The sequence below is a fragment of the Paenibacillus canaveralius genome, assembly GCF_047238265.1.
Taxonomy (GTDB): Bacteria; Bacillota; Bacilli; order Paenibacillales; family NBRC-103111; genus Paenibacillus_F.
Map to the genome: position 1 here is coordinate 2,135,731 of NZ_JBDFMM010000001.1, position 19,744 is coordinate 2,155,474.

The 19,744-nt window shown below is 47.3% G+C and carries 19 protein-coding genes; 14 read left to right on the plus strand and 5 right to left on the minus strand.

The annotated features are described in order from the left end of the window. Positions 1 to 4: 4 nt before the first annotated feature. A complete protein-coding gene (locus ABC395_RS10100) occupies positions 5 to 1,807 on the plus strand; it encodes a helix-turn-helix domain-containing protein (protein WP_413002678.1) in 1,803 nt (600 codons plus the stop codon). 219 nt (positions 1,808 to 2,026) lie between these two features. On the opposite strand, the gene ABC395_RS10105 is transcribed toward ABC395_RS10100, so the two are convergent. Beyond that, positions 2,027 to 2,488: an SMI1/KNR4 family protein gene (locus ABC395_RS10105; protein ID WP_413002680.1), complete on the minus strand. Its 462-nt coding sequence runs from the start codon at positions 2,486 to 2,488 to the stop codon at positions 2,027 to 2,029. A gap of 73 nt (positions 2,489 to 2,561) precedes the next feature. Here ABC395_RS10105 and ABC395_RS10110 point away from each other — a divergent pair, with 73 nt between their 5' ends. From ABC395_RS10110 to ABC395_RS10155, 10 genes are all read left to right on the plus strand, one after another. After that, a complete protein-coding gene (locus ABC395_RS10110) occupies positions 2,562 to 2,972 on the plus strand; it encodes a GNAT family N-acetyltransferase (RefSeq protein WP_413002682.1) in 411 nt (136 codons plus the stop codon). A gap of 60 nt (positions 2,973 to 3,032) precedes the next feature. Next, positions 3,033 to 3,827: a hypothetical protein gene (locus tag ABC395_RS10115; protein WP_413002684.1), complete on the plus strand. Its 795-nt coding sequence runs from the start codon at positions 3,033 to 3,035 to the stop codon at positions 3,825 to 3,827. 37 nt (positions 3,828 to 3,864) lie between these two features. Continuing rightward, positions 3,865 to 4,266, plus strand: a complete 402-nt coding sequence (locus ABC395_RS10120) for a hypothetical protein (RefSeq protein WP_413002686.1) — start codon at positions 3,865 to 3,867, stop codon at positions 4,264 to 4,266. Positions 4,267 to 4,425: 159 nt separating this feature from the next. Beyond that, entirely contained in the window at positions 4,426 to 4,905 is a 480-nt protein-coding gene (locus ABC395_RS10125; protein ID WP_413002688.1) for a DUF6530 family protein, read from the plus strand. Between the two features lie 24 nt (positions 4,906 to 4,929). Then, positions 4,930 to 6,033, plus strand: a complete 1,104-nt coding sequence (locus ABC395_RS10130) for an AAA family ATPase (RefSeq protein ID WP_413002690.1) — start codon at positions 4,930 to 4,932, stop codon at positions 6,031 to 6,033. A gap of 209 nt (positions 6,034 to 6,242) precedes the next feature. Continuing rightward, a complete protein-coding gene (locus tag ABC395_RS10135; RefSeq protein WP_413002692.1) occupies positions 6,243 to 7,139 on the plus strand; it encodes a vWA domain-containing protein in 897 nt (298 codons plus the stop codon). A gap of 44 nt (positions 7,140 to 7,183) precedes the next feature. Next, complete coding sequence (locus ABC395_RS10140; protein ID WP_413002694.1) at positions 7,184 to 7,543, plus strand: GIY-YIG nuclease family protein; 360 nt, start codon at positions 7,184 to 7,186, stop codon at positions 7,541 to 7,543. A gap of 198 nt (positions 7,544 to 7,741) precedes the next feature. Further along, positions 7,742 to 9,340, plus strand: coding sequence for a basic secretory protein-like protein (locus ABC395_RS10145; RefSeq protein WP_413002695.1), 1,599 nt, complete (start codon positions 7,742 to 7,744; stop codon positions 9,338 to 9,340). Between the two features lie 422 nt (positions 9,341 to 9,762). Beyond that, positions 9,763 to 10,308 (plus strand): restriction endonuclease, encoded by a 546-nt coding sequence (locus tag ABC395_RS10150; RefSeq protein ID WP_413002697.1) that lies wholly within the window; start codon positions 9,763 to 9,765, stop codon positions 10,306 to 10,308. 46 nt (positions 10,309 to 10,354) lie between these two features. Next, positions 10,355 to 13,351 carry a KAP family P-loop NTPase fold protein gene (locus ABC395_RS10155; RefSeq protein ID WP_413002699.1) on the plus strand — a complete coding sequence of 999 codons (2,997 nt, stop codon included), beginning with the start codon at positions 10,355 to 10,357 and terminating at the stop codon, positions 13,349 to 13,351. Between the two features lie 59 nt (positions 13,352 to 13,410). On the opposite strand, the gene ABC395_RS10160 is transcribed toward ABC395_RS10155, so the two are convergent. The 4 genes from ABC395_RS10160 to ABC395_RS10175 form a co-directional block, all read right to left on the minus strand. Continuing rightward, complete coding sequence (locus tag ABC395_RS10160) at positions 13,411 to 15,312, minus strand: glycosyl hydrolase family 18 protein (protein ID WP_413002700.1); 1,902 nt, start codon at positions 15,310 to 15,312, stop codon at positions 13,411 to 13,413. A 132-nt stretch (positions 15,313 to 15,444) separates the two neighbouring features. Further along, the gene (locus ABC395_RS10165) at positions 15,445 to 15,720 is read right to left on the minus strand and encodes a DUF2653 family protein (protein WP_103994948.1); all 276 of its coding nucleotides are present in this window, start codon (positions 15,718 to 15,720) and stop codon (positions 15,445 to 15,447) included. Continuing rightward, complete coding sequence (locus ABC395_RS10170; RefSeq protein WP_413002703.1) at positions 15,717 to 16,148, minus strand: hypothetical protein; 432 nt, start codon at positions 16,146 to 16,148, stop codon at positions 15,717 to 15,719. The genes ABC395_RS10165 and ABC395_RS10170 overlap by 4 nt, the downstream gene beginning before the upstream one ends. 214 nt (positions 16,149 to 16,362) lie before the next feature. Beyond that, on the minus strand, positions 16,363 to 16,524 hold the full coding sequence (locus ABC395_RS10175; RefSeq protein ID WP_413002705.1) for a DUF1540 domain-containing protein: 162 nt from the start codon (positions 16,522 to 16,524) through the stop codon (positions 16,363 to 16,365). 231 nt (positions 16,525 to 16,755) lie between these two features. Between ABC395_RS10175 and ABC395_RS10180 the strand changes: the two genes are divergently transcribed. The 3 genes from ABC395_RS10180 to ABC395_RS10190 are packed head-to-tail and all read left to right on the plus strand — an operon-like array spanning position 16,756 to position 19,536. Then, positions 16,756 to 17,298 (plus strand): DUF309 domain-containing protein, encoded by a 543-nt coding sequence (locus ABC395_RS10180; protein WP_413002707.1) that lies wholly within the window; start codon positions 16,756 to 16,758, stop codon positions 17,296 to 17,298. After that, positions 17,295 to 18,023, plus strand: a complete 729-nt coding sequence (locus ABC395_RS10185; RefSeq protein WP_413002709.1) for a response regulator transcription factor — start codon at positions 17,295 to 17,297, stop codon at positions 18,021 to 18,023. Before ABC395_RS10180 ends, ABC395_RS10185 begins: the two co-directional genes overlap by 4 nt. Beyond that, the gene (locus ABC395_RS10190) at positions 18,010 to 19,536 is read left to right on the plus strand and encodes a sensor histidine kinase (RefSeq protein WP_413002710.1); all 1,527 of its coding nucleotides are present in this window, start codon (positions 18,010 to 18,012) and stop codon (positions 19,534 to 19,536) included. The genes ABC395_RS10185 and ABC395_RS10190 overlap by 14 nt, the downstream gene beginning before the upstream one ends. The last annotated feature ends 208 nt before the right edge of the window (positions 19,537 to 19,744 follow it).

Below are 19,744 nucleotides of genomic sequence, written 5' to 3' on the forward strand. Positions count from 1 at the left end.
ACGAATGGATGGTGAGCTTTTACACATAAGCGGTTTTCATGTTTTGCACGGGGGGAAAGGCAGTCGTGTAGACATTTATGCGGCTGAAAATAAATTCAGCTATTATCTGCTGTATTACAAAGCGTATTTCCCTGTCCCTTTACGGAAGGAAGCGGCCGAAATGATGAATGGCTGCAATCCGTTTCAGCTGCAGTATAGCTGTGCTCCTTATCAACCGCTTTCTCTGTTGAACACCATACAGCTTATGCATAAGGAATGGGTGATACAGGGGCATCTGGAGCGGCTTCACGTAAAAGCGTTGTTTTATCAGTTCGTGCACGAACTGCTGGCCCAGATTCAAGCCCGCCGAATTCCGGCGGTAAAAGCCGATGTCGCGGAGCAAGCCCGCCGCTATCTGGAAGAGAATTATACGGAACCTGCTACCCTGGAGAGATTAGCGGAACTGCTGGACAGCAGCCCCCGGCATTTAAGCAGACTGTTCAAGCGCAAAACCGGTAAGAGCCCGATTGACTATATGGTTCGGCTTCGCATGAAGAAGGCGAAGGAAATGCTGGTGACTACGGAGATGACATTGCAGGAGATTGCCGAAAGCATCGGCTATCCCGACAGTTATTCGATGGCTAAAATGTTCAAAAAACAGACAGGAATTGCGCCGATTCGCTACCGTACAGAAAAAAGAAACGGGGGAAGCTGTCCTGATTTGCCATCCGATACGGCCGTATTTGACATTGCGGGAAAAGATACGCTGTTTTATATTGAATATGATAATCATTCTCAATATAAAAAGGAGCTAAACTTCCCCATGTTATACAGCAGAAAACCTTCCGCGGCAATCACATTGCTGCTATGTTTGATGATCCTGCTCAGTGCGTGTTCGGCGGGAAAGACGAGCGGTTCCGCGAACAGCAATTCGCTTCCTTCGACCAGTCCGGCTTCTACTGCCGCCACCGGGAGCAATCAGGCTGCGGCAAGCAATCCCGCGACTAAGATCATTTCTACCGCCAAAGGCGACGTCGAAATTCCCGTGAATCCGAAACGGGTCGTCGTTTTGTATTTATTGGGCGATGTGCTGGCTTTCGATGTGATGCCTGTGGGGATATCGGACATGTACAAAGGAGCGGCGTTTGAGAAGGAGCTGTCGGGGGTCCAGGCGCTCGGCGAATGGTTCAAACCAAGTGCGGAAGCCGTGCTTGCCCTGGAACCCGACCTGATTATCGTCCCTTCGGAAGAGACTTACGGAATGCTGAACAAAATCGCGCCTACCGTCTACATTCCTTATGAACAGATGACGATGGAAGAACGGTTGAATAAGCTTGCTGAAGCGCTCGGCAAGGAGAAGGAATCCGCCAAACTGCTGGCCGACTTCCACAAGAAGGTGGAACAAAGCAAGCAAAAGCTGAAGCAGGCGGGGATTTATGAGAAGACCGTTACCATCATGGAGGGCGGGAAAGGCAGCATGGCTGTCGTCTCATCACGGAACTACGGCCGCGGTTCCCAGGTCATCTATGAATATTTAGGCATGAAAGCGCCTGCTGTCCTTCAAAAAGATATCGATGCCGGGAGCAAAGCGGGGAGCTCGAAGAACGTCTCGTTGGAAGTGCTCCATCAATACTCGGGCGACTATGTGTTCCGTTCGGCGTACGAAGGGATGGTGGATTTGTCCCAAAATCCCGCCTGGAAACAAATTCCCGCAGTGAAGGAAGGGCGGCTGTTCGAGATCAGTTTCGGTTTGTCGTACTACAATGACATTTATTCGCTGGACAAGCAGCTGGATTTTGTAATGGACAGCCTGCTGCAGCCGAAATAAATGTCTGGGATGAATAGAAGTGAATCGTTTTTCGGAGATAATCCCGACATGAAAAACGGAAAAGGCGGTCTCCTTTTTACAGAGGAGGACCGCCTTTTAGGTGTCTCTTGATTACATAACGAACGGACTCTTTCCCTTGCAGGGTGTCCTGATGATGAAAAAACGTCCGGACAGGTATCCTCTACGCTTGGAATCGTTTGCGGCTGCCTCGAAATACAGTTAATCGGCTGTGGCTGTATAGGCTTGCAGCCGGGAAGCGAATTCGGCAAAACTGCCGGCTATCTCCCTTACGTTCTGCTCCATCAGCTCTTGCGCCTCTTCGGGCGTTTCCGACTCGCTTTCCGCGTCCTCCCGCACCATCGCTTCATCGTGATCCATGAGAACAACGGCAGGGGAAGAGGGGTTCGTGCGGTAATCGAACAAGTAGTTGTTGCCGCTGCTTACGCTCCACGCAAAAGGAATGAGCCGTTTGGGATCGGGATTCACTTCATCCGTAAGGTCTCGGTTTGTTTGGATGAAGCGTTCATCGAGTTCGGAAAATCGGACTTCCCAATCGGTAAAATCTCCGTTTTCAACGAAGTTATATCCCCGCTTCTGTACGTTTTGCAGAAAGTTCAAATAATCGGAAGGGAAGACGATTCCATAGTGCTGCTCGATTTTTTTCACTGATTGGTTTTCCATAGGCTGCACCTCTTTCTTTCACACTCGAATGGTATATGATAAGTAAAGTATAATCTATTAAAAGGAGAACACCATGCAAATTGTTTCGGCAGACGCCGCGGATTTTGAGTACATACGTGATCGCCACCCTCATATTCAAGAAAATCTGATCCTGCCCAAAATCCGGGAAAAGGAAATTTACCTGCTGCGCAGTGAGGAGAATGTTAACATCGGCTGGATGAGATACGGCTATTTTTGGGATAACACCCCGTTTATGAACATGCTCTGGATTGACGAACCGTATCGGGACAAAGGTTTCGGTAAGGAAGTTGTTCTTTTCTGGGAAAAAGAAATGACTAATCGCGGATTCAAGCTGGTGATGACCTCTACCTTGGCCAATGAAGAAGCACAGCATTTTTACAGGAAGCTGGGGTACCGGGACGCGGGATGTCTGCTGCTCGATAATGAACCTATGGAAATTATCCTGACAAAAAAACTTCCATAAACGATGACAGATTGCAAGCGGCCGATAGGGTGGCGATGCGGATAAAAGGACGTGAATCGTGTGGATAAAAAAGCGAAAAAAATATTGGCAGCCACTTTCTGGTCTGCCGCCGGTTGGAAAAACAAGCCGGAAGTTTATGCCGGCGATGATTTCGAATATGCCAAAAGCAAGGGACTTATGTTTGATCCTCTTACGGTTAAGCATGATGAGCTGATCAAGCGCCTTCACGACCTTCATCAAACCGTTACGAAAGAACGAGTGGCCGCCGCTTTTCTGCATAGTCTTTCCACTAAAAAGGTCCATCTGCGAAGCGCGCTTTCCAGTTGGGCGTTAACAGCCGGGCTCCCTCTGCATACGTATGGAGAGCGCAGCGCAGTGCGGCCCAATTACAACAGCTGCGGGGACTGTAATTATCGGGGGATCATGTCGGACCGCGAATATGTCCATGCGGATCTGAACGTACTGAATTTCGAGCGGATCAAATGGGGAGGCATTCGTCTGAACTGGCTTCTTTACTGCTGGCTGGATCTCGAATTGTTCAGCAAAGAGGAAGCCTTCGACGTAACGCCGGAGGATGTGGCCATTCTACACGGAATGACGGGAGCGATTCAGGAATGTGAAGCTCATGATAGTGCCCGGAAGCTGGAAAAACGCTGGAAAGATGTCCTCCCTTCGAGCAAGAATGAACGGGATGTGGTCATGGAAATATGGGGATATGCCGGATTGCTGGTAGAAGGGGACACACCCCGCAGGCGCCGGGGCGGGGATCATGATTTTAACTCCGTGGCGGGCTGGCAGGGGGATGACGGTTATTCACGGGAAGCGCTGGAGTACTACTTCGGAGCGTTTTTGTAAGGAAGACTAATAAGATAGTAATTTGAAAGGAGTAATAATGATCAAATATGTAATGGCTGCTCTAATAACATCCATACTTTTTATTTTTTCCATGAGTGCATACTTTCTAGACAAGATGTTACTTGATTTTCCAACTCTATTAATCTTATTCGGTTTTTACGGCACTCCTTTAATTTTGTTGATCGGCACTCCTGTTTCTTTTGTATTGGACAAAATGAGCCAACGTTTATTTCTGAAAGAATATAAGAGAAAGCTAGCTTTACTCATTCTGTTTTTAATTACAGGTACTTTGATTTCATTGGTGTATAACATTTATTTAGGATTTTTGGAGGAATTTGTTCTAAAGCTTGGGTTAGTTGCTTCCATGATTTTTTATTTTGCGCTGCAATTTACAAAACTAATATTCAGGAGTAGCACTAAATCCTCCCCTTCAACTTAATCCACTTTATACGGGCCGCTGAACCGACTGGTTTGCCGGCCTTTTGTTTGTGAACGAATAACCGGATTGACATTCGCTGGAACAAAGAGTAAGATAACTTTAGATTTAGTAAATCAGTAATTTAGTAAATTAGTAAAATCCGAATGGAGCGTGTTTATTTTGAAAATACCGACAACGTTAAAACATAAACCGGTCATCGTGTCAGAAAATTACGAGCAGGTGGATGGACGGCTCGCCCGCAACACGGACGCCAAAGGGCTGTCTCTGGGACTGGCTCAGTGGAACGATAGAGGCAAAGTCGATATATCGGCCAAAGTATGGAGACATACGGGTGAGAAGTGGTCCAGGCAATCCGAAGAGCTGCCCATGCACCGCGTGCTTGATCTCGCCATTTTGATTTGCAGAAGCAGCTTATATTTTCAGGACGCCTACCGCTTTCCGAAAATGTATGATCCCGAGAACCCTGTGATTGACCGGATCGGTCTGCAGGGGGATGCGATGAGTGTATCCGTTTGCGAAGACAATCCCATGCTGGATCAAGACATCAAGCTGTTTGCCCAGGCTCTTAGCGAGGATGGCGAAATGATCGGGGAGCGGCTTCGCGTGTTATCCCGGCTGCTGGAGGAAATGGGGTATTGACCCTTTTTAAAGAGGTGAAAAGAAATGAACGTCAACCAGGATTATTACGTGTCTCCCGACAGGAAACTGACGGATGCGGAAGAAGCACTGGTTTGGAAAAAACCGGCCTCTCACAAGGTCAGCGAAGAGGAAATCCGGATTTGCAAAGAAATCAAACGCAACTGGAACCGCGGAGAAATGAAAATCGCCACTATTTTGCTTGAGGGCGACGCCGGATCCGGAAAGACGCAGCTTGCCAAAGCCTTATCGGCTGATTTGGGGCTGCCTTATACGAAAGTGACCTGCTTCTCCGATATGGACAAAACCGATATTATCGGGGCTATTTTGCCCGTCATTGCGCCCGAACGGCTGGGGAAGATGGAATCCGCGGAGCAAACCGTTTTGAAAGCATTGTATGAAAGCGACGGATTTCAAAGCGCGGCTGAAGTCGTGATGAACGTGCTGGAAGTTACCCGAGAGGAGGCTGCCTTAAAGCTGAAACAGCTGCTGGACAAAATCCGGCAAAATTCTCCCGACAACACGGTGGAGTACCGTTTTTACCCCTCCGAAATCGTCAGGGCTTATCGAAACGGATATCTTCTCGAAATTCAGGAACCGACCGTGATCCGGGATGCCGCGGTGCTCATGGCGCTCAACTCCGCTTTGGAGCCGGATGGCAGTATGAACCTCCCAACGGAGATCATTCGCAGACATCCGGATTTCATCGCGGTCATCACGACGAACCGCAGTTATGCGGGAACCCGTCCGTTAAACGAGGCCCTGCGCGACAGAGTTCAGCATACGGAAAAAATGGACCTGCCGGCCATAGAAGTTATGGTAGAACGGGCCATGTCCAAAACCGGCTTCCGCAATGAAAAGACGCTGAATAGGTTAGCGGAGATCATTATTGTGCTGGATAAAACCGCACGGGCCAACGCGATTAAGGGCGTAGCGGGCATGCGCTCCTTCTTCTATTGGGCGGATGCCGTGGCCGGCGGCGCTTCGGCTAAACAATCCCTTTACCACAAAGTCATCTACAAAATAACGACCGACCCCGAAGAGATCTCCCTGTTGGAAGAAGCGTTAAAAAGCCGGGGGCTGCTGGACGGGCTGGACGAGATCGATGCCGAAGCAAAAAAAAAAGAATAACGGATGAGGCGGAGCTGAAAACAGGCGGGTCCACCGAGTTCCCGGATGTTGAACAGGAGAATGAGCAGGATGCCCAAGGGATCGCTTTAAAGAAATCCCCCGATAGTGACGAAAATACATCCGAGGTTTCGGATGACTCAACCGGTGGGGAAAGCTCAGACCGGGAAGAGGACGGGGCTCCGAAGTATCATCAGGCTCATCCTGAGCCGATGACGGACCAGGCCAAGCAGAAGGAGCGGGATTTTCGCCAAAAACTTAACCGCGACGCCAGGGAGGTTGTGTCCGGCTCCATTCACGGCAAGGTGAAGCTTATCGTTCACCGCCCGGATTACGATGCCGGTTCCCAAGCGGAATATGCGCGGTTAAGTGCGGAGCTCATGCCCATCGTACGGGAAATCGCCCGGAAAACACTTCCGCTGCTGGAGCACGAAACTTCCTCGGAATTTGCGAGGCATCAATATTACGGCAGCAAATTTCAGGCGGACAGCACGGTGTACCGGGATTTCAGAAATTTCGCCAAAAAAATTCCGCCGGCGGATTCTCCTTCTCTTGTCGTCGGTCTTAGGGTCGATGAATCCGGATCGATGTCCGCTTTCGGGAGACTGGAAGCCGCCAAGCGTGCGGTGATAGCGGTCTATGAATTTTGTCAATTGTGTCATATTCCGGTCTTGATCTACGGGGATACGGCGGACGCTTCCAGACTGGAGCAAATGTCCGTCTACGCCTATGCGGATCCGGACAAAACTGATCCAGGCGACCGGTACAGACTGACGGGAATCCGGGCCCGCAGCAACAACCGCGACGGGATGGCGCTTCGAATAATAGCCGACCGGTTAGCCGCTTCCCCGCAGCAGACGAAACTGCTCATCAGTATAAGCGACGGGCAGTCCAAAGCGATGGATGATTATACCGGAGCCTATGCCATCCGGGACATGCAGCAGACCATGGCTGAATATGAACGCAGAGGAGTTACTTTTCTTGCGGCCGCGATCGGCCAGGACAAGGATGTCATTCATCAAATTTATGGCAGCGAAAAATTTTTGGATATCACGAATCTGGCGGACTTGCCCGCTAAACTGGTCCGGATTATCGCCCGGTATGTGTAAATCTTGCTGCTGTCAGACGGTAAAACGCGAAAGGAGAAAAAGACATGGATAAAAACAAGCGCAAAGAGCTTTTGGAAGAGTATAAGCAGGTGAAGACCTATATGGGCGCTATTCAAATTCTCAACAAAACTAACGGTAAAATATACGTGGACACCTATCCCAATCTGAAAAACAAATGGATTACCATTCAGGCTCAACTGGATATGGGCAGGTTTGCCAACTTACAGCTTCAGAAAGACTGGAAGGAACTAGGTGCTGAAAACTTTGCCTTCGAGGTGCTGGAGCAGAAAGAAGCTTCGGAGATTACAGACATGCGCTGGGAGCGGAAGCAGTTGAAAAAGCGGTGGCTGGAGAAACTGGAGCCTTACGGGGACAAGGGATATAACAAGCCGCTTGAAGGGTGACGGCTAGAGAACAGCGGAGAATAAATTATTCAGGTTTACATTTGAATGTACCGTCGGTGTAAATGGATTCCTGCGATAAATGAACACTTTTATGATCCTGTAGAAATTTCCGTAATTCTCGTCAATTGAGGCTCCAATCCTAATATGGTATATTTTACCTGTAATTACCATATAAAAGGATAGAGGAGAGGACAAAACGTGAGGAAATTCAAAGGTCTTATTTTAGCGGCGGCAGTAGGAATAGCCTTCGGAAGCAGTGTAAACCTTTCATCTGCGGCAGCAGCACAGCCGACTTCGATCGCTATACCGACCAATTTGGCTTTAGGCGGCAACGTAACGGCTAGCGGAGAGTATGCGCCGCACCAAGGGAAGGACAAAGCGTTTGACCAGGATGTTTTTTCGAAATGGTTGACATTCAGCAGTCCGGCCTGGCTTCAATATGAATTTTCCGCTCCGAAAGCCGTAACCTCCTACACCATTACTTCCGCCGAGGACGTACCTGACAGAGACCCGAAAAGCTGGGTGTTAAAAGGCTCTAACGACGGATCGGACTGGATTCCGCTGGACACACGGCAAAACCAGAGTTTCTCTTCCCGGCATGAGACGAAAACTTATTCATTTACCAATACGACTGCGTATAAATACGTAAAATTCGATAATTTTAACAATCAGAGCGGAAGCGGCATCCTGCAGCTGGCCGAAATCAAAATCTACGACGGCAGCGCAAAAAAATGGAGTGCGACCAAGCCCACAGTTACGGCAAGCGGAGAACATACGCCTACCAACATCAAAGAGAACCTGGTGGATGGAACAAGCGTTACCAAATGGTTAATTAAAGACGATACCGCATGGCTTAAGTTCGACTTTGGCGAACAGGTGACACTCGATGGCTATGCGCTTACGGCAGCTAATGACAGACCCGAACGCGATCCCAAAAGCTGGGTTCTCCAAGGCTCCAATGACAACAAGACCTGGACCGGAATAGACACGAAAAGCAGCGAGAACTTCAACGTCCGGCACCAGCGCAAGCATTATCTTTTGACGAACAATACTAAGGCCTACCGGTATTACAGGCTCAACAACATAAAAAATCACAGCGGAACCTCCATCCAATTGGGTGAAGTTGAGTTTTCCCGTACGAATGATATCGGGCATGCCGTCAACCCGGTTATCGAAGTAAAGAACCTGGATCCAACAGGTGGCGGCAGCTTATTCACGAATGCCCTTCCCGATGCCGAGAAAGAAATCTTGGCCGTCGCCCGTAAAGTACACGAGCTGTTATACAGCAATCCCGCAGACGCCCCTGTTGACGTCAAAAAAATCGTGGTGACCATCGAGGACGTTCCCGGAGTGGCTTGGACATCAGGAAACGCTGAGCAGAAGACAGTCGGCTTCAGTTCCCAGTATCTGAAAAAATTCGTAGCCAGCCCTTCCAAATCACTGCGTGAAGAAATCATCGGCATTCTTTATCATGAAATAGGCCATGTTTATCAGTACAGCAACTTTGATGTCGAAGCGATAGCCGACAGCTTGCGTTACCAGACAGGCTATCACGACCGTTACGGCGCGACCAAGGGTGGAACCTGGCAGACAAAAGGAACCGCGAATTTCCTTCGCTGGATTGAAGATACGAAAAAACGCGGCTTCATCCGTGAACTTAATGCGGCTGCGATCCCTTACAACCTCCTCGGGAATGCCAATGGAATTCAGCTTTGGAAAGAAAATCAGTTTAAAGTGATTACGGGGACAGACGTGAATACGCTTTGGAGTCAGTATCAGGCGACGTTGTCTGATTAGTGGTGCGGTTTTGGGGATTAAAGGTTAAGCGCTGTTGTTTGATATGGTAGAATGTGAAAAAGATTATGTTTCATCTAACTATTAAGTAACAAAACAAAAAAAGCTGCAACCGGAAATTTACCTTGTCAAGCAGATAGACTTTAAATGCCTTCTTAAACAGCCTTAGTCCGGTATTCTACCGCACTAAGGCTGTTTAGTTTTACATGAAACATTTAGTGGCCGTGGTTGTAAAAATGGTTGTCTGTTCTACAGCATATAACAGTTGACTTTCGTTAGAAAGGTAAGGAGCCGAAGATATTCAGACTTGAAATATTTATAGAAAACTCCCAAGAAGTCTCTTTTTGTATGTTACAATATTCCTGAAATTATTTGCATTATTGCTGAGCAGAAAATAGCCTCTGGTGAAATGAGTGAGTGGGAATATGAATTTGCTTGAGAATATAAATACTGACTTGTCGGCAGAAGAATTTGAAATTTATTGCCTTGAATTATTAAATAGCCTAACAACTAATTTGAGTGAATGCATGATAAAACATAATCATGTATACCTTGCAAGTGATGGCCACTACCAGCTTGATGGACTAATTGAATTTGAAGTCCTCGGTGTGAAATACAAAACAGTAGTAGAATGCAAGAAATACAAAAATAAGATAAAGCGATCACAAATACAAATATTACATGACACGATCAGAAGTATTGGAGCAAATAAAGGTATCTTTATTTCGACTTCTAGTTTTCAAAAAGGAGCAATGGATTATGCAAAGAATCATGGTATTGCACTTATGCAAGTTGTTGATGGGTTCTTGATGACCATTCAAAATTCGGCATTGCCTCCTTGGCCTTTACATTTTTCAATCCCTAAATTTATTTTTGCTGTTTATGACTTAGAGCTATACTGTCCTATTGACTTTATACATGGTAAAAAAGTCCAGTCTTTATTAGATTTTTTATTGACTGGATCAGAATAATGTGAAGCTTGAAATAAGGAAATATTGTTCATAAGGGGAGAATTACATGGAGGAAATAAACAAGAAATATGAATTAATTAAAACAAACTATTACCTGCTATGTAAATTATTTCTGTTAGGGGTTTTATTGGCGGAAATTGCACTTGGTATTAGAGTAATTTTCCTAAGTTTTAAAAATATTTCTGTGGAAAACCAAAAGGAGGTCTGGTTCTGGATTATTGTCGCTTCTTATCTCCTAGTAGCGGGCACTTTTTTTTTTAGAAGAGAAGTATGGCGGCAATCTAGGATCATTATAAAAAGCAGGAGAATTGACCTTCTAATTGTTTTTGCCTTAGGTGCTTTTTCGACGTTTATACTAGGTGGTTTATGGATAGATTTCTTTCGAAGATGGGTAACTTCTCTTTCTTGGTTACATATGTTTGTATTATTATTGTTTCCAATTGTTTTTTTTACAGCTATAGCATTAAGAAGTCTGCAAATTAAAACGATAAAAAAGATTGATAAAGATTCGAGTTTCATGAGTGATAGAGAAGGACAAAATGTAAATGATGACGCATTTGAATTTTTCGAAACAGCAAAAAGGTTTGCCGACAGAGTACATAATAATGGTTCATCTGAAAGTTTAGTTTTCGGAATTGATGCACCCTGGGGAACAGGTAAATCTACTTTTGTGAATCTATGTCAAGAACATTGGAACAAAAACTACAAAGATGAAATTATTGTATATACGTTCGATCCACTAAGGTTTGAAAACAGTGACAACATATTGGAAAAATTTGTGGATGGTCTATTGAAAGTAATCAAAGATAATTTTTTTGTACCCGAATTAGAATCACTTATCTCAAAATATGTAAAATTACTGAATGATGCTAAGTTAACTTTTTCATTTTTCGGAATTAGATTTGGGGTACCTTTCGATAACTCATCCATTGATAAAACATTTGAAAAGTTAGAAAGTGTCTTAAGAAGCATAGATAAAAAAATAGTTATTGTTGTAGATGACTTAGATCGTTTAAATTTTTCAAGTATAAAAGAAATCTTGTTTGTTATTAAAAAATCTTTTATCCTCCCTAATATATCTTATGTGCTTTGTTACGATACAGAGAACATTACAGCACTTGAACATCAAAAATTAGATACCGAAAAAATTATTGAGTTTTTGGAGAAATTCATCAATATAAAAACGAGTTTATACTTAGATCATAAGCTTTTATTAAATTATTTTACAGAACACAAAGATGAATCCTTGGCTAGAAACCTACTAAGCAATCCAGAAGTGGTATCAAAAGCAGTTGAGGGACTCAAAGATATATTTAATTCAAATGAATATTATTTGTACATTCCTTTTGTAGGTGATGCGAGAAAATTGAAAAGATTAGTAAATACAATTCTTTTACTTGAAGTTGAACAGTTAGATTTCTCAAACACTGACCTAGACAAACATGATCTTATTCATTTGCTGATAATTTACATTAACTATCCCAATATATTCAGAAAAATATATAATACTGAGGCACAGGGTAAACGAGGATTTTTTTCACTTATTACTAAATATGATGATGATTATCCTATAGATACTGATTCACATGCTAAAGAAGATTCGTTTAAAAATTCCACGAAATATACTTGCTATATAGAAAGCCTGACTGAAAATCAAAAATTTATTCTAAATAAAATCTTTGATGTAAATCAAAGATTGAAAGCGATAAGTAATATTTCACAGGAACAATTAACTTCATATGCTTGTTTTAATGGATCGCATTGGGGATCAAATAGTAGGAATCTTGAGCAATATTTGAATTTAATAATTAAATTGTCCCGTCCTATCCACACAGAGCAATATAGATTCTATGTAAATATAAAAAATGAGATTTTGAATCAAAAGAATATCGGCGAGGTTCTAAAGCGAGAAGAATTTTCATTTTCAGGTGGTGAGAAAAACCACGAACAAATTTGGCGAGTTTTGATAAATTCACCTCATAATGAATTTACATCAGAAAAAACAAAAGAAATCCTTCTATATCTTTTAGACAACTTGCCACATTATTCAGCACTTAAAATCGAAAATTTTAATGTTGGTTTACGGAGACATACTCTCATTTTTTTCATAGTGAAGTTATTAGATAAAGTAGGTTGGATCGACGAGGATGGAAGTCATTGGCATAATAGCAATGATAATGTTCTTGAGATAGCAGAGTGGATTTTTGGAGAAAACCAGTATTCGCAGATTGGAATTCTAGAGAGAATGGCAAAAAAAGAACGAGGTATCCTTGGTCTCCATGATTTATTGTCATTCCGTCTATATTGTTGCGCTGATAGAGGGGGGGATATTTTTAATTTGTCAAGAGCTTTATCTAAACATGGCGGAAAAAGTAATCCTATTGAGGGAAACGAGAGAGACATAGTTATCGGAGAAATGCGTGAAATTTCTCAATATATCTTCGGGGTTTTCAAAGAAAGATACATTGACAAAAATAAAAATATTTTCGAGGAAGTTTTAGAACTTTCAACAGAAGCTATTTGTGGTAATTCTTACGACTTTATTAAATCGAAAATATCTAATAGCGAATTAAATAGAAGATTAGTGGGTTTAAAATCTGGATTATTAAATTTTATTATTTATCAATTGGGGAGCACAATATATAGTAGTGGTATTCCTTGTGGCTATTACGATATTGAAGATGACAAAGATAAACATGGTATCAAGGAATGTGTTAATAAATATCTTTTTGAAACTTGCTTTAACCCAAAAAAGTATGAAAAGGGTTATGATTATTTTCTGTATTTTTTAATTATCAATCTGCAAAACACATTTGGATACTCAGTGAAGCTTATCCCTAATATTGAGGAATTTGCAAAAGTACTTGATAAAGATCGAATTAGAGTTTATTGGAGAACCCACAGGAGTATTATTCAAATTAAGGAATCTATTTTAACAGATGTTGAATTTAATATGTCTGAAAATGAAACGTCATATACCGATCGTTTGGGAGACATTTATAAAGTGCTTGATGAATTATTGCAAGAAGACGATTCGTTATAAACCTATTTCCGCATTTATTTAGGAAAAAAAGCTGACACCCCTTAAGGTGCCAGCTTTTTCTATTTCTCCCGCAGCATCATTTCCCAAAGCTGCGGGGTATCGTAGCCGAGACGCCAGGCGGCGACGCCGGCCAGGTCGTATTTGCGCGCGATAGCGAGGCGCTGCTTGACCGTGTCGTTGTCTTCCAGCCAGAACACGTGCTTTTTGCCGTCTTCCGTATAGTCCACCCGGTACTGCTTGAACTCGTTGTCCCACGTTTTAACGGCTTTCTTGGCCGTGATGAGCGCGGGGATGTCCTTGAGCAGGATCGCCTTGTTCTCTACAGGCTTGCCTGCGGCATCCAGGGTCCAGTCACGGACATAGTAGGGGATGCCCATGATCAGCTTGTCGCGCGGAATTCCATAGCTCAGGAATTCGATCACGCCCTGCTCCGCCCAAGGAAGACCGGATACGGACCCCGGCTCCGTGCTGCCTTTCCAGTACTGGTCGTAGGCCATGATGGCGATGTAATCCACGTACGCAGCGAGCTTCTCATGGTCATACGCGGTTTTCTCGTTCCATTTGATGCTTCCGCGCGGCAGATCGACCGAAACGCTCAGTTTTTTCGCGTGGGCGGCATCCGCAAACTGCTTGACGAAAGCCGTGTAACCCGCCCGGTCTTTGGCGTTCAGACTCTCAAAGTCGAGATTGAGCCCGTCCACTTTCAAAGCGGCGGCTTTATCGACGATCTGGCGGATAAAGGCCGTCTGAGCGGCGGGATTCGCCAGGAATTCCGAAGTCATCTGCGCGTTAAACTGGTTGTTGATCAGGGGATACACGGTAAATCCCTGTTTTTTGAGCCAGTCCACCGTAGCCGCTTCGGATTTATCGTCGACCTTGCCGCTCGCGTCCGCAAGCTGGAAGTAGGTAGGCGATACGACATCAAGGCCGACGGTGCCGGATGCTTGCGCTTGGATGGTCGATGCGGCGGAAGAGCCCGTCCAGCCCCAGTACTGCATTTTGCGGAGATTATCCCAGATAACATTACGATCCAGGGTGCGGATCGTGCTGTTCGAGTATTTGGATGCGTACTCCAGCGCCTGGGGAATGGTGTTAAAATCTCCGATCAGCGTATTGTTCTGCAAAACCTGATAATACGGATAATTGCTCCATATAATTTTGCCGTTGTAGGAGATTTCGCTGTGTGCCCAGCGGGAAGCGTAGGCCGCAGCCGCGTCCAGCGACTGGAATTCACTCAGGAAATTGTCGCTCTGATACACTTTGTAGGAAGCCTCGTTCGTATGCACAACCGCATTGTCGGTCGTTCTGACGACTTTGGAGCCTCCCCATTTGAGAGATTCGGTCACGGCGTCTTCCAAATAAGCGAAGCTCCAGGCGGGCGCCGAATATGTATCCTGATAGACCCGGTATATGGGCGTTCCGGAGCGCAACGAACTTTTGTCCGCGGCACTGATATTGTCCCAGACCCATTTGTTCGTGTTCAGATCGATAATGTGGGCATGTCTCCATTTACGCCCTTCGGCGGTCGCGTCGGCCAGCGTCGTGAAATCCCACGATGCCTGCGTGCTGTCCCCTTGATAAACACGGTATCTGGGATAGTTGTTCCAAACCCAGCCGCCGCTCTGCAAATCTCTTACGCTCGCATGTCCCCAGCGCTTAGCTTCGGCAACGGCCGCGTCCAGGGTAGGAAACGTCCATTGAGGTTGTGTGAAATCATATTGAAACACCTGATAGCGGGGAAAGTTGTTCCAAAGCCACTTGCGTGTGGAGATTTCTTCGACGTGGGAATTTTTGAACTGCTTGGCGTAAGCCTCGGCCTGACTGTAGTCGGAGAGCTCCGTTACGATTTTGTTGTTCTGGTAAACCCGGTATTTCGTGGTTTTGTCCGCCGCCTGAGCCTGCAGGGGGGAGCAAAGACTGACGACGACGGCTCCTGTTAGTATCCAACGCACTGCTTTCATTTATCACGCCTCTTTCTATCAATCTTCCTACTATTTGACGTTCAGGCAGGCCGTTTAGTTGCGTTTTTTGGCATAAAAAAAGAAAAAGCCTCCCCGGCTTCTGCCGGAAAAGGCTTTTTCCTACCTCTTCGTCTACTCGTGGATATAAGCGACGATTTCGTCTTCGAGATCGAGCTGGATCTGGTCGCGGAAAACGCGGAGCTGCTGCTGGCTCAGATACTGCATGATGGCCTCATAAATGTTAGCCTCGATTAGGATCTGATTGCGGCCTTCCGCAAATACTTCCGCCGAGAAACCGAGATCCTCGTCCCACATGAGGACGACCTCGACCTGGGAAGGGTGGAGCTGTTTGCGCTGCGCCATGTTTACGCATAACGCGTTTGTGATTTCCTGTTCGGTCAGTTTCATGTCAGGTTGTGCTTCTCCTTCAGCTTATCGGCTTTACGCTTGTCCATGAAGTAGACGACAATACGGCGGATCACCATTACGACGAGCAGGATGGCAAGCATGTTGACCATGAAGCCGAGTACGTTGCCGAGCATTCCCATACCGCCGAACAATCCTCCGAAGAGCATGCCGGCCAGACCGCCGATCAGAAGGCCTTTCATCAGACCGCCGCTGAAAAATCCTCGTTTTTGAGTCGGAGCGGTAGACGTCGTTTTGGACGAATTGCTTGGTGTGGATTTGTTGACGCCTGTATCGTTGGATTTATTGGTTGTGGACGGTGTATACGATTTTTTGGTGGAGCTGTACGACTTCTTGGCCTCGACGGTTCCGGGCATAGTCACCGAAAATGTAAGCATACAGGCCATAACTAAAAGCAACCATTTCTTCAAAATAAATGTCCCCCTTAAATAATTATGCAAACGATGCTCGTCCGCAAACATGCTATACGTGCGGAAGTGGGGTCCGGTTTCACTTTTTTATAAAAATTTTAGGGGAGAGTTCAAGAATTTCGGCAATCACTGATAATAATTATCATTATTGGTTACAATGTTTGAGGAAAACAAAAAAAGAGGCCCGTGAAAGGCCTCTCTTTTTCGGAAAGCATCAGGACAATTTCGATTTGAACGTTTTGCAGTCGGTTTCTTCGGAATGACGCGCCTTATTGCCGTCGTGGTGGCTCACGACATAAATCGATTCGGCCTCGCATTTGTTTCCGTTGGACCAGTACTTGCAGGAATTCACTTCGCACAAAACATCTTTAGCCATGCTGATTCACCTCCCTTTTCCAGCTTTATTAGGGTGGTCGTATTCGGCATGGTTTTATACGTGCCAGGCCAAAAAAATAATTTTTGGAGTTGTCCGGCAAATTTTTTCAAGCGATGTTCCGGTCTCTCTGGCTATCTGTCCGAAGCGGTGTTGGACGATGCCGCGTATTTTGGTTAACATGGAAATGAAAGCATGATGTCGGCGATAAACCGGGATGAGGGGAAACGAAATATGGAGTGTTATCCGCAAGAAATAGTGGATTATTTGGTTCATTTTCACGGGGACCGTGATTTTTTTGAATGTCATGAGATATTAGAAGAATATTGGAAGGAAAACCCGGATCATCCGTATGCGGATACTTTGGTCGGTTTGATTCAGGTGGCCGTCGGTCTTTACCATCAGCGTAGAGGGAACAAGGCGGGGGCTGTGAAAATGTTGGGCAGCTCTCTTTCTTATCTGAATGAGGAAAGTTTGAAAGGCCTCGGCCTGGCCGGAGAAGAACTGGTTGCCCGGGTGCGGCAACGAGTGCGGGAGGCGGAGCTTGACGCCGTGCCGTATGCGGATCTGGATCTTCCGGTGGAAGATCCCCTTCTGCTGGAAGCGTGCAAGCGGCAGTGCGCACGGCTGGGATTCGACTGGGGAGCGGCGAGCGACGGAAGCAATCTCATGCTGATCGACCGCCACAAGTTGCGGGACCGCAGCGATGTCGTGGAGGAAAGAGCGCGACAGCTGGAAGCCAGGAAGCTGAAGCGGAAGGGAGACGGGGCGCTGTGAAGGAGAAAATCGCGGTCGTCGACGACGAACCGTATATTGCCGAAGTAGCCCGCCTCTATCTGGAGCATGCCGGATACCGGCCGCTGCTGGCGGATCACGCGTCGGAGGTGCTCCCTCTGCTGCGCGAGCACAATCCGTCGCTCGTGATTCTCGACGTGATGCTGCCGGACGGGTCCGGCTTCGACGTGTGCCGCTCGATCCGCGCCATGAGCAAGCCGCTCTGCGACGTGCCGGTGATTATGCTCACCGCGCGCGGGGAGGCGTTCGATAAACTGGAGGGCTTCGATGTCGGAGCGGACGACTATATCGTGAAGCCTTTCGATCCCAGCGAGCTGATCGCGCGGGTCAAAGCGGTTCTGCGGCGCAGCAAGCCGGAAGAGGCGGCCGCCCTTCCGGCCGATCCGTCGCTGCCTCAGCCGATCCGTATCGGCACCTTGACCATCGATTTCGCCCGTTACCGGGTCGAGCTGGAGGGCAGCCGGGTCGATTTGACGCCGAAGGAGACGGAGCTTCTTTATTTCCTCGCCTGCAGGGCGGGGAGGGTGTTTTCCCGGGACGATCTGCTCGCCGGCGTCTGGGCGTTCGATTTTCCGGGCGGTACGAGAACGGTGGATGCCCATGTCAAAAATTTGCGCAAAAAGCTGGGCAGCCGTCCCGAATGGCGGATCGAAACGCTTTGGGGAATCGGTTATTCGTTCGAGGTGACGGCGCATGAGAAGGACTAAGCTTCTTCTTGAGTTTTGGCGGGGCCGGTTCGGCAGTTTGTATTTGCGGGTTTTTCTTCTGTTCCTTGCCGTATGCGTACTGTTTTTCGTGGGACTGGCCCTGTTCTGGAACATGTATTTCCAAAATTTTTTTTACAAAGACAAGCAGGAGTTTTTGAAAAAAGGGTACGTGGAGGTAACGAAGCTGCTGGCTCCTTTCCAGGAAGGAACCCTGTCCACCCGGGAGCTGCGGATGGCGACACGGATCGTCGCGCGCGGAGTGAACGGGCGTATTTTTCTCGTGGACGGCAGGGGAGTTATTCTGAACGGGTCCACCGAATCCGAGACCTTCAAGCTGCCTCCGACTCTGGAGAAAACGTTGGGAAGCGGGCTCGAAGGCGAGTCCGGCTTCCTCTTTGATCAGCCGCAGGGCGAGAAGCGTCCGGGCGACAAGCGGCCGAAGGACACGTTCTTGACGTACTACGCGCCGGCCCAGATCGGGGGCGAAACGATCGTCGTCTTCCTGCAGGTGCCGGTGGCCGAAATACACCGGACGATTTCGGTCATCCGGCTGATCATCCTGCTGCCGCTTCTGTTCTCGCTGCTGGCCGTCGGACTGCTGCTTTATTTCATCTCGCGCCGGATGACGGCCCCCTTGAAGCAGATGAACGAGCTCGCCTCGGCCATCGAGCAGGGAGACTTGTCCCTGCGTGTGCCCGTCACCTCGAAGGACGAGGTAGGCGAGCTGGCGGAGAGCTTCAACCGCGTGGTCGACCGGCTTCAGGAGTGGGAAGGCACGCGCCAGGAATTTCTGGCGCAGGTGTCCCACGAGCTCCGCTCCCCGCTGACTTCGCTCCGAGGGCTCATCTCCGCCATGCGGGACGGGATTATCGAGCCGGACAAGTACGGCCACTACTTCCGCATCTGCGAGTCGGAAGTCCGCCGTCTGGAGCGGCTCGTGCAGGAGCTGCTCGATCTGGCCCGCATCCAGAACGGGGCCGGACTGCGCGAGCTGCGGCCGGTGGACATGGCGGCGCAGACCGGGGAAGTGCTGGACGTGATGCGGGAGATTTTCGCCCGCAAGCGGCTGGAGCTTGCCGAGGAGGTCGACGTGCCGGCCGGGGAAAGGCTTTTCGCCCGCCTCGACGCTGACCGCTATGCGCAAATTGTACACAATTTGCTGTACAATGCGGTGCAATTCACGCCTGAAGGCGGGACGGTCAAGGTCCGGCTGGAGCGGAAAGCGGATAAAGCGGTTCTCACCGTCAGCGATACGGGAATCGGGATGACGGCGGAGGAGACCCAGCGGATCTGGGAGAAATTCCACAAAGTCGACCGGACCCGCGGCGGAACGACGGAAGGCGTCGGACTCGGCCTGACGATTGTAAAGCATCTGGTCGAAGCGATGAACGGACGCATTACGGTACAGAGCCGTCCCGGGGAAGGCACCTCTTTTTACGTGGAGTTTCCATGGGCAGGCGGCAGCGGCGGCTATCCGGGTAGAAAGCCGGACGGCGGCTCCTCTACTGGGTGATTTTCACATTTCTTTTACAAATCGTTCCTCTTTCAAGCTAACGACTTCAAGAAGTGTTTAAATCATGAAACTTTAACGTTGGATATTTTTGAGAAAAAAAATTTCCGTTGTAAAATTCCGCTTCCTTTACTAGCATAGAGGGGATGCGTTAATCCGGGAAAGCAGGGATAGAAGCGCTGAACCAGTATACGATCGGGCGCTAAGACCG